The 11,377-nt window shown below is 44.4% G+C and carries 7 protein-coding genes; 3 read left to right on the top strand and 4 right to left on the bottom strand.

The features are described from left to right. Positions 1-454: 454 nt before the first annotated feature. Entirely contained in the window at positions 455-532 is a 78-nt protein-coding gene (locus EV213_RS21365) for a putative holin-like toxin (protein ID WP_424923074.1), read from the top strand. A 239-nt stretch (positions 533-771) separates the two neighbouring features. On the opposite strand, the gene EV213_RS17515 is transcribed toward EV213_RS21365, so the two are convergent. Next, entirely contained in the window at positions 772-2,046 is a 1,275-nt protein-coding gene (locus tag EV213_RS17515) for an Nramp family divalent metal transporter (RefSeq protein WP_133581859.1), read from the bottom strand. A 319-nt stretch (positions 2,047-2,365) separates the two neighbouring features. Next, a complete protein-coding gene (locus EV213_RS17510) occupies positions 2,366-6,220 on the bottom strand; it encodes an S-layer homology domain-containing protein (protein WP_133581858.1) in 3,855 nt (1,284 codons plus the stop codon). Positions 6,221-6,723: 503 nt separating this feature from the next. Here EV213_RS17510 and EV213_RS17505 point away from each other — a divergent pair. Continuing rightward, complete coding sequence (locus EV213_RS17505; RefSeq protein WP_133581857.1) at positions 6,724-7,170, top strand: C40 family peptidase; 447 nt, start codon at positions 6,724-6,726, stop codon at positions 7,168-7,170. 558 nt (positions 7,171-7,728) lie between these two features. Here the strand turns inward: EV213_RS17505 and EV213_RS17500 are convergent. Further along, on the bottom strand, positions 7,729-9,801 hold the full coding sequence (locus tag EV213_RS17500) for an S-layer homology domain-containing protein (RefSeq protein WP_133581856.1): 2,073 nt from the start codon (positions 9,799-9,801) through the stop codon (positions 7,729-7,731). Between the two features lie 316 nt (positions 9,802-10,117). Between EV213_RS17500 and EV213_RS17495 the strand changes: the two genes are divergently transcribed. Continuing rightward, positions 10,118-10,855, top strand: coding sequence for a hypothetical protein (locus EV213_RS17495; RefSeq protein ID WP_133581855.1), 738 nt, complete (start codon positions 10,118-10,120; stop codon positions 10,853-10,855). A 68-nt stretch (positions 10,856-10,923) separates the two neighbouring features. Here EV213_RS17495 and EV213_RS17490 read toward each other — a convergent pair whose 3' ends face one another. Beyond that, positions 10,924-11,112 (bottom strand): YwzD family small protein, encoded by a 189-nt coding sequence (locus EV213_RS17490; RefSeq protein ID WP_133581854.1) that lies wholly within the window; start codon positions 11,110-11,112, stop codon positions 10,924-10,926. Positions 11,113-11,377 lie beyond the last annotated feature (265 nt).

Raw genomic sequence — 11,377 nt, 5'->3', positions numbered from 1 at the left:
AGTAAGGTGTTGCAAATCAGCCGCTGGCTAAAACACACGTTATGGAAACCAGCTCAACACTGGGTTTGGCGAGTTGAAGGCCGCACTGTGCCTTAAAAAATACCGGCCGCCTCCCTATTTCTAAATGTATATAATTACCAAATGGACAGATCGCCTTTCGTTCAGGTTCTCCTTTTTTTTGCTTTACCCGCGATGAATAAAGAACAGAATTTTATGAAATTATTTATGCAACATTAGTGAAATTGACTATGTGTTATAGACATTATACACGAACGTGTGATCTACTTCAAATGATTTACTTTGTCGAAAGACATGTGACATGATTACTACATTATGAGAATGTATTATGCACTTTGCTTGGTTCAAACAAATGGCATGCAAGAATACTCGAAGATAAGCAACACTATCGGACTCTTAGGTGGATTGGCACTCCTTATGAAGGGGATGGTACCTTATGACTACATTTAAAGCTTTGACTTTGATGTTAGCATTTGGGACACTTATTTTCTTGATTTCTACAAGAAAAAAGTAATCCGCCTACAGAGTTAAGGACTCAGGCGGATTACTTTCGCTCGTTGGCCAATCCATAATGGACCTTATGTTGCTGAGTCACGAGTGTTCATGCACTCGTGACTTCTTTATTCTACGCTAATTATATCATGACTATACGATATGGAACAATAGGCAGCAATTGACCGTTTTACTATACTATGCAACTGAAGCGGTGAGATGTAGTAAGCACCATAATAAAATCGGTTGGGGTGATATTGTTTAACTAAACACATTAATAAGCTGTTGAACACCGAGCACGACGAAGACGAGAATACAGGCGACGAGGACCGTGTTGCTGACCCAGCCGCTGCGAAAGTCGTTTGTGACGCGATTCGTGTTTAAGAGCCATAACAGCGTAAAGGCAAGGAACGGCATGAAAATCGCTCCGAGTGCGCCATATAGGATCACGAGGAGGACGGGTTTACCGAAAAACAAAAGAATCATTGGCGGGAAGGTGAGCCAAATTAAGTACGCACGATACGCAGGGTCCTTCTCGGAAATCTTCCCTCCTGCTGGCAAAGGGCGTTTGCGGAACAAACGCCAGAAATCCGCAAACAGGTAAGGCACACCATTCCATACACCTAATAAGGAAGAAAAGGCAGCCGACCAGGCCCCAATGAGGAACAACCATTTCGCAGCTGGCCCAAATTCTTCACTAAACATGAGCGACAGCGTGATGAGGCCTTCTTCCCCTTCGATCGTAACGCCAGTGCCAAAGAGGAACTCAGCTCCTACGATCAATAGCGAGACAGTGAATATCGCTGTAATGACATAAGCAATCACGGAGTCAAAACGCATCATGGACAGCCAGCTTTTCCCATGCCATTGTTTCTCCTGAATCCAGTAGCCGTAAGACGCCATCGTAATCGTCCCACCGACACCACCAAGCAAACCGAGCACAAGCAAAAGGTTGCTATCGCCAAACGTCGGGACGAGACCAGCGACAACATTGCCGAGGTCTGGCAGCAGCATGACCGCCGAGCCAACGACCGTGACAAACATGACACCAATGAGGACAATCATAATATTTTCAAACAATTTGTAGCGACCTGTCATGACAAGCAAAAACCCTGCCAAACCATGGATAATCGCCCATACCCAAACAGGCAATGCAGGAACCATGGCCGCCATCAACAACGCACTGGCAGACATCGCCGCCGCTCCATAGCTAAAGCCCCATAGGACGGAATACACACCAAAATAGCCCATCGCCCATTTCCCGAGCGAGTGCCAACCTTCCAAAATCGTCTTGCCCGTCGCCAAATGAAAGCGACCAATCCCTTCAGTGAGGAAAAATTTCAAAACGGCACCAACAATAATCGCCCAAACAAGCGTCGTACCAAACGCCGCACCAGCCACAAGCGCCGCAATCAAATCCCCCGTGCCGACGCCAGTCGCCGCCGTCACAAAGCCAGGCCCAACCGTTTTCATTTTTTTCCCAAAGGTTTTAGGAGCCGTAGGTGCATTCGGTGGAGCAGATAGTTTACTAGACATATAATGAGGCCTCCTTTTCTGTAAGCGCTTTACTATTTTATGAATTAAGTATAGCGCAGGAGGTTTGGTGGGGCAAGTATGGGATTATGGAGAGCAAAGCGCAGGATGTAAAAACTGGAGTTCTAGCTGATAACAATCCCCTATTATACAAAATTTAGCACGCTTAGGTCATAGCAAACTTTTTTCCTTCAAACACACAAGACTTTTTTCTTACCTCTCTTCCGGTAAAGCTGTAGTTTATTTTATTTTTTGTTAGTCAACTATAAAAGAGCATCAAGTAGATTATTGCCTACTTGATGCTCTTTTAATATTAATAATCTTAGTTAGTGATTGTTATATCTACAGCGTTGCTATCTGAATCAGTAAGTGTAATTACATCACCATTAACGAGTGTTTGGTCTGTAACGAACACTACATCGCCATCAGCGTTAAGTGAAGCACTCTCAAGAGCAATTGTTAATGGATTATTATTTCTTGTTGCAGCAATGGTAAACTCAGGCGTTCCACTAACATCTACTGAGAAAGTATCTTCAGCCGGGAAAGCATCTTCGTTAGTTATTGGAGCAACCACAGTAGCTCCATTAGCAGCAGGAGTTAAAGCAGTAGTTTCAAGTACTGGTGTAGTTGTATATTCAACTCCAGCGCCTGGGAATCCATTTTGAGTTTCTGTTCTAAATACATTTACTGTTTCACCATCTAACAAACGTGGATCTACAGTAACCGTACCAATAGAACTGTCAGAAGGATCAAGAACGAAATTTGAATCAGTTAATTGAACATCTTCTCTGCCACTTACTCTTAGAGTGTAATCTTCAGGAGCAAATGATGCTCTTTCTACTGCACTGTCAAGGTTTACTGTTAGCTCAGTAGGTGAAGCAGTTAGGGCAACTGTATCTACATCAGCAGAGTCTGCTACATCTGGATCGTTGAAGGCAACATCAGATAGATCTAGATCATAAGAGAATGCACCAACTTGGTTGTCTGGATCATTATCATCGTTCTCAGTATTAGTGAGATTTTGAGATTTACCAGAGAAATCTACTTCAATAGTTCCATCTAAGTTACTTACTGCTCCAGTGAAACTAGGAGTGATTTCGATGCTGAATTTGTTATCATTTGCTACTTCGTCTACTACCACATAATTTGTTACAGGATTATCGTCTTTGTCCAAAATTGCAAGTTTACCTTCTGATTTCAACTCAGCTACATTAACATCTACATCACCAGTAAATACTAGGTCAATGCTTACTGCATCTTCAACTTGCTCAACTGAAGCGTTAGCTTCGTCTGATCTAGCTGTATCGAATACTGGTAGAGCCGCTTCAGTTCCTTCAGTTGCAGCAAGATCAGCTGCTGCTGAAGTTAGGCCGAACGGAGTTTCAAAGGCGTTAGCAGTAGCAACAAATTGTGCGTCATCAGCAATATCGTCGTCAAGTGTAAGTACTACTTTAGTACCACCTGCAAGAATACGTGAATCGTCAACATCGATGCCGCCAACTGTAATCTCATTCTCTTCTACAAAATCAACTGCTCTTCCTTCAGTGAAGAATACTTCTACTTCATCCTCATCTGTTTTAACAACTCTGTCGACAGAGAAAGAACCAAGTTTTGCAGAATCGTCTTCAACAGTAATTGCAGTTACTGAATCCTCTTCATTTGAACGGTTACCGAAATCGTCTTCGAAGTTATCGAATCCAAGCTCTAAACCACCATCAACTAAAGCTTCATAATCCGCTTGGTCGTCAGCTTCAATTGTGATTTTAGCAGCATATCCTTCATCAGAAGCTTCAACAGTTACGTCGAACTCGTCTTCGTCAGCAAGAGCACCAAGTGTGTACGTACCTGCTTCGATTGGCTCATCAGAACCATAATCTAATGCAAGGTTATAGTTTTCAAGATTTTCGATTGAATAACGATCGTCACCGACAGTCATTTTGCGACCAAAGTCAACAATGACTTCAAATTCTCTTGTGCCAGCTTCGTACGCTACTGCATCTGCAAGAATTTGATCTGTTTCGAAGTCGCCATCAGCGTCTACATCGAAATCATCAGTGATTTTTTCGATTACATTGCCGAATGTGTCTTCAACGTCAGTGATCTCAATATCGTAGTTACCAGAAGGAAGCTCATCTTCAAGCGTAAGAACGACAGTGCTATCATCAGACTCAAGCTCTGCATCTTCGATATCTTCAGTGATTACGTCACCATCAGAATCCAAGATTTTGTAGTTATCTTCATCTTCAGCAGTGTTTTCATCAAGATCTTTTGTGAACTCAATTGTTACTTTGCCGTCAGCATACTCAATTTTGTCGATTTCAGGAGCAGTGTTGTCTTCGCCAACCTGAACATCAAACTCAAGCGTGCTGTCTTGATCTACACCCCAATAGTCTTCAAGAGTGCCAGAAGCTACATATACTGTTGCAGATCCTTCTGGAAGCTCGTTGCCTTCATCAAACGTTAATTTGATTTCGTTGCCATTAACAACTTCAGCGTCTGTTGCTGTGTCATTTTTGTTTGTGTGATAGAAATCTTCTGGATCAAGGTTATCTGTTTTGATGTCTTTGTTAAAGACAAGCGTGATGCCTGATTGAGATGCGTTACGGAAACCAGTGATTTCGATATCATCAAGGTTTTCTTCAGCAGTCAATTCGAAGTTTTCAGGAGTTACGTTGAATCCTGCAAGATCTTCGATTTCGTTATCTACATCAACGTTGACAGTATCGCCATCGCCAAAGTTTGCTCCGCTAAGCTCGATAACCGCAACATCGTTACGCGTACCAAATTTCACATCGCGAAGGTTAGCTTCGTCGCCATCTTCGTCAATTGAGAATACTTCGTCCCAATCAGACACTTCAGTCGTTTCCATTGGCTCAGAGAACCAAACTTTAACAGCATCTTCACCAATAACTTGAGCGTCTGTTACTTCAGGAATTTCATTGTCGCTGAACTCAACATCAAATACTTGCTCATCGCCAAGTACGTTTTCGTTCACTGTAACTTTCGCTTCAGTTTGGTTGTCGATACCTTTAACAATCGTTTGTGCGCTGTCAGCAGATTCCCACTGTCCAAGCGTCAACCATACTTTGTTGTCTTCAACAACGACGTCAACAACTTCAACTTCTTCGTCGTCTTGATCTTCAAGGTCGTCGCCATCAGCATCTTCGAATGAGTAGTTATCAGGGTTGATAACTTGAACCATATCAAAGTCGCTGTTAGAGAAAGTGAGTACAACTTGACCAAGGTTTGGTGCTTCAACAGAAGAAATAACTGTTTCAGCATAATTGAAGTCTGCATCTACACCGTTAACAGTGATTGTGCCTTCTTCACCAGTAAGATCGTCATGAGTTAGTGTTACAGTCAAGCCGTCTTCTGATACTTCGGATACTTCTACTTCAACATCGTCCCCATTAACTTGAACGTCGAAGTTTTTCGCTTCCAAGTCAGTTTCGAAAGCTTCTGTAAGCGTTACAGTCGTTGTTGTGCTGTTTGTAGATTCAACAGTTTCTACATCAGCAAGGTCAACTAGCTCGCCGTATCCAGCTTGGATAGACTTGTAAAGGAATGCTGCAGCTTCTGCACGAGTTACGTCTGCACCCGGTACATACGTTGTAGCTGTGCGACCTTCAACGATTCCAGCTTCTACTAGAGCAGCGATGGAATCTTCAGCCCAGTTGTAGCCTTCAAGATCAGTGAAAGGTGTGTTTGTAGAAGTCGCTTCTACGCCGAATGAGCGAGTGATAACTTCAGCAAGCTCAGCACGGTTGATTGGTGCGTTAGGTTGGAACGTGCCGTTTGGATAGCCTTCGAAAAGACCAGCGTCAGCAGCAGCAGCAACTGCACCGTAGTACCAGCTGTCACCGTCAATGTCAGAGAAGCCAGGAGCCGTAACATTTTCAGTGTCCAACTGAAGGTATTTTGCATAAAGAGTAGCGATTTGAGCACGAGTTACTGATTCTTGTGGAGCATAAAGGCCATTTCCTACGCCTTCGATTGCGCCTTCAGCAGCAAGGCTGTAAACAGCTTCTGCATACCATGCGTCAGCAGGTACGTCTGTGAATGAGATGTCTTGAGCGTTAGCAGTTGCCGGAGCAACAGCACCAACGGCGCCAGCAGCAACAGCGGCAGTCGTTGCAGTGGCTAAAAATTTACGATATGACTTTGGTTGATACGCCATGTCAATAATTTCCTCCCTTAATATGTAGCTTTTATATAGTTAACCGCGAAAAGACGCGGAAAAACCCAAGATTGGTGAAAACTACAAAACTAGTATAATTTTCTACGCGAACCATGTCAACACTCGAAGAACATTCATTTCATGTTTTTCAATAGTATGGCGTGTTCGCTTCTATATCCCTAGTGTACCGAAACTTTCCAGAGATTCATAGGATAAAAAATTGGAAGTAACGATATTTTTCAGGAAGCACTGCTGAATATTTCCAGTAGCACTGCATCAAACCCTAGCATATTTACGAAATAGAGGCAAGGATTTCCTGCTACAAACATCATAACACTTCTCCGGCAGATGTCGACACTTGTTGTCGTTTTGTTACGAAACTGTAAAAAAAATAAGGTTTATTCTGTGATAGACTTGCTTCAGACAGAAAAACATAGAAAAAGATTCCTATTAATGAGGATCTTAACAGAAAGAAACTAAAAAATTACTAGGGTGGGTTCTCGATGTTTAAGAAAATCGCAACAGGGATTGCTGCATTCACGATGGCAGCAACATTATTTATGCCGGCAGCCGATGCCGCAGCAAGCAGCAACATCGTTTCAACAGCAAAAAATTACATAGGAACACCGTACGCATACGGAGGAACATCAGCATCAGGTTTTGATTGCTCAGGGTATGTACTAACCGTTCTCGGCGCACATAATGTAGATCTTCCACGCACGACTGGCGGACAGTTCGCCTCAGGCACAGCCGTTTCAAAAGCAGATTTACAGTCTGGTGATCTCGTCTTCTTCAACACAAGCGGACGCGGCGTATCACACAGCGGAATTTACATTGGAAATGGACAATTCATTCATTCAGCTTCTTCAAATGGCGTGTCAATTTCTGACCTAAATGACCCATACTACTGGGGGTCCCGCTACATCGGCGCTCGCCGAGTATTAAACTAAAACGACATAGCAACCATCCCGGGGCTTCGGCTTCGGGATTTTTTTGCGCTTTTTTCTCATTTATCTCATTCAAATGAATCCTTGCTTACAAGCACCCGATACACAGTGTATGTCTCCCACTGGGTATCAGACCCTTTTTCGTATTACAGTTGCGTAACATTGTAACAAAGCTGTGAAATAAGAAAAAACGGTAATGTACGAGATTTCTTCCATGGAGAATGTTTCTTCCATACCCATTAGACGATGTAGGGTCGAGGAAAGTTTCAGTTTTCCGCAGATTCTTTTGATCTATTTAACTACGATGTGTTTCTTCCTTATTATATAGAGGAAACCGCACAGAACATTCTGTGCGGTTTCTAAATGGTAACGCTCAGCTTTCAATTCTAAGCAATGACAAAGCGAGCATTCAACATCATATCCATTCAATCCATTCAGGCTGAATGATAACGTTTGGCTTTCGAGGCGTGAAGGCTTGATCGGCGCGGAGTTGCCACACGGGCAATGAGCACCGAGCAAGTCAAAACAACGACGAAAGCGAGCGTTTCTCATCAGCCTGAATTAATTTATGAAGTTGACGAACGATAAGAACCGTTTCAGAATGCTTGCGATCTCATCGCGTTCTGTATCCTCTTGCGGCGCAAACGTGCCATCAGGGAATCCGCCAAGAATGCCCGCTTGAACAGCAAGATCAAGATCCGCTTGCGCCCAAGCGCCGACATTGGCATAATCGCCAAATGTGGTTGCGCTCACTGCGTCATTCAGTTTTTCTTCGTCATAGCCGACATAGCTTAAAGCACGGCTGATCATGACAGCGGCTTCTTCACGTGTCACTTGTTCATTCGGACGGAAGGTGCTGTCTTCGTAGCCAGTAATGATGCCGGTACGTACAGCTGCATCAAGTCCAGTCACAAACCACTCGTCCCCACTCACATCCTTAAAATTATCTGTTCTCGTATCCCACGCTTCTAAACCTAAGCTGCGCGTCAAAAGAACGGCCAACTGCGCACGAGTTGTCGGCTGGTCTGGTGCGAACGTCGTGTCGGTCATGCCAGCGATAATTTGTTTTGATGCCATTTCTTCAATCACGATCTCATTCCAATGGCCTTCAATATCACTAAACGTTTCACGTTGCTCGATCACGGAGTACGCAGAATTGGACTTGCTTCGAATCATGACTTCATTGTCCGAGAACACAGATGGAACAAAGGAGATGCTGTTTCCTACACCAAGACGCACACCTGTGGCGATTGACGCATCGACATCACGGTCTAATGAAATAATGCGGTCGACGTAGCCGTCAAAGTCCCAGCTTAATTCTTCGCCATTGGCGCTTGCGGTTACTGTGAAGTCAACGACTGGCGCGACAAACGTATAACTTGTTGCGACAGTTGGGTAGCCAATGCTGATGGAAATCTCCACATCGCTAGCATCAACGCCAAAAGCTAAGGCGAGCTCATCAAGATCAATCTCATTCACTGGCAGCAAGTATGTTGCATCTGCTGTTTCGACTTGGATCACGGCTGCGTCAGGATTGAGGTCTGCCAATGCTTGGATTAGTTCCCCTGTCACCTGCAACGTGCCTTTTGATTGTCCATCCTCCAAAGATAAATCGACGACCAATGTTTTGAAGTTTTCGCTGTCATCCAGCGCTTCGATCAAATCATCGGTATCAAGCGTAACGATTGTCGTGTTGCCAACCGTCTCACGAGTTTGCGCGTCTTCAGGCACGGTTACCGTTGCGCCGTCAACGTCCACATCCGTGTCGGAAGAACTACCGCCGCCACCGCTTGATGAACCTCCGCCGCCGCTCGAACCGTTGTCGTCGTTATCATCGTTGTCGCTATCGTTATCGTTGTCATCATCATCGTCGTCGTTCCCGTTGTCATTGTCGTTATCGTTTGACAGGTAGGTTTCCATAAGGGCTGTCGCCAGGCTCGAGCGCATCAAGTCAATGTCATCTTCGTCGAGACCGTTTTCTACCAATTGCTCGTCCACAAGACGTTTAATGTCAAAGAGGCCGTCCACATCGACGCCAAGACCTTCACGAAGGTCGTCATTTAAGTTCTGGAAATCAGGATTGTTTTCAATGACTTCATTCTTTACTTTACGGAGCGTTTCTTCAAAGGAATCATTCAAAAGATCGCCAATGTATTTTTGCTTGTTGCTGATCGCTTCGTCTTCCATTGCCGCCACGAAATCGACGATCAATTCAACGGTGACGTCTGTGCCAAATACCTTATTAAATTCATCGTCCCACTGATCGCGGAACTCTTTGACACGGTCTTCAAGATCGACGGAACCTGACGTCGTTGGATAAAACAGCAAAATGAAATCTTCTGCTAAACTGGATAGCTGATTGTCGGATAATTCATCGACGTTCGTTCCTGCTAAAATGGCATTCCACTCTTCCGCTCCAAAATCAGAGATTACGGCAGCTGCTCTTTCATACGCCTGCTTGCCTTTTTGTGAAACGTTGTCGAGGATCTTTTCAAGCTTGTTGTACTCTGCTTGCGAAATGTCACTGGATTCAGCAGCACTCACTGGCTGAACGATGGCTGTTGCGGGAGCTAACGTCACCGCGGCAGCGATCATTGCGGTCATTGCTTTCTTGCTTAAAGGGACTTTTTGCATAAAAAACGACACCTCTTCCGATTTTTGAACTACTTGTTTTTGCGATCTTTAGACCTATATGTAACGAATTGTTTCGAATATTCGATCTTGAATAGGCGCATGAATCCCTCCTGTTTATCTATTGCTTGCTTTACTATCATAACGAATAATAACCAAGCCTTCAATTTATTTTCATACAATTTTTACTAAAATTTTAATTCGAAAGGCCGTAGGTTTATAGACCTTACTCCTTTTGACTGTTTTTTTGGAAAATGATGTTCTCCAATGATCGTTTCATGTACAATAAACTCAACTGTACAAAGGAAGGTGTCGCACATTGAGGAAAAAGAAGTGGCTCTGGTGGTTGCTCGGCAGTCTTCTCGTCATTGCACTCGCTGTCGCAGGTAGTGGCTACTACTACCTTGAGGTTCGCGAATATGACATCGCCGACGAAAAAGTGGACGTCATTACGACATCGACGTACGAGCTCCCTGCCTTTATTAAAGAGGCAAGCGCGAAAGAAGCTGGCGGGACTGGGTCTGAAGGGAGTGGGTCTGAACGTGCCAGTAAAGATGAAAGCGGGACGGAATCGGCTGGCACGGAAGTCAGCGGCACCGTATCTAGTGGTCCAGAAGATGATGAAGCGACAGGGGATGGGACGACATCGGACGAGCCAAGCTCTACTGCATCGGAATCTGAGCAATCTCCACAAGAACCTACTGTAACGAAATCGGCGATTGTAAGCAAATACGAGCCTGTATTTAGTGACTTAGAGGCTCAAGCCAACGCAAAATTGAATTCTCTCGTGTCTCATGCCAAGAGTGAGTTTCGAGAAAAACGTAGTGCGGGCGACAACATTTCCTATGGCTACTTTTATTCCAAGTACAAAACCGCTGCGGAACAGCTTGAAGCCAGTACAGATGCTGCATTTCAACAAGTGTATGGCTCGCTCGTCAATGAGCTGAACGCCAACGGCTTTAGCGCCTCTGACGCAGCCAAGTACAAAGACGCCTATAATGCTCGCAAGGACGCACGCCGAAGTTCGTTGCTCAGCCAGGCGATGAATTCCATGTAAAAAACCACCGATGCCCGCTCGGTGGTTTTTTTCAAGTTCAGAAACGTTTCACTCTCTGAACAAACGTATTATTTTCCTTTGGAGGGTTCTTCACTAGATAGGAGGCTCTGAAGCTGTCCTCTCATATCAAGCACTAGCTCTTCCACAGTCATGGATTGAGACGCCTCACCTTTTCGATACGCGTGCCGCAGCACATCCATCATTGAATGGTGATCCACATGCGTTCGAAACACATGCTCCATTTTCCGGTACGTCAATCGTCCCCCATCCTTTCTTTACACCAAAACGTATCATCCACGGATACGATCGAACACGTCTAAGGGCGTTTCCCCTTTGCCCTTAATCCGTTCTCAGTTTCATGTGATTTGGTTGCCTGTTTGCTTCATAGAATTGTCATCATCTTACAACACTCTCCCTGTTTCGACAAGAGGTTTTCCGAAAAAAGTCGGATACTGAAACAATATGATTCGAATGACCCGAGTTGATTTCGTTCGAAACACTTATTTGAAAATGATAAGAAGG

The sequence above is a fragment of the Aureibacillus halotolerans genome (genome assembly GCF_004363045.1).
GTDB lineage: Bacteria > Bacillota > Bacilli > Bacillales > DSM-28697 > Aureibacillus > Aureibacillus halotolerans.
This window is presented reverse-complemented; position numbering and strand designations above follow the sequence as displayed.

Coding starts and splice junctions, on each gene's coding strand:
- EV213_RS17510 (WP_133581858.1), bottom strand. CDS start 6,220: ATGGCGTATCAACCAAAGTCATATCGTAAATTTTTAGCCACTGCAACG.
- EV213_RS21365 (WP_424923074.1), top strand. CDS start 455: ATGACTACATTTAAAGCTTTGACTTTGATGTTAGCATTTGGGACACTT.
- EV213_RS17505 (WP_133581857.1), top strand. CDS start 6,724: ATGTTTAAGAAAATCGCAACAGGGATTGCTGCATTCACGATGGCAGCA.
- EV213_RS17500 (WP_133581856.1), bottom strand. CDS start 9,801: ATGCAAAAAGTCCCTTTAAGCAAGAAAGCAATGACCGCAATGATCGCT.
- EV213_RS17515 (WP_133581859.1), bottom strand. CDS start 2,046: ATGTCTAGTAAACTATCTGCTCCACCGAATGCACCTACGGCTCCTAAA.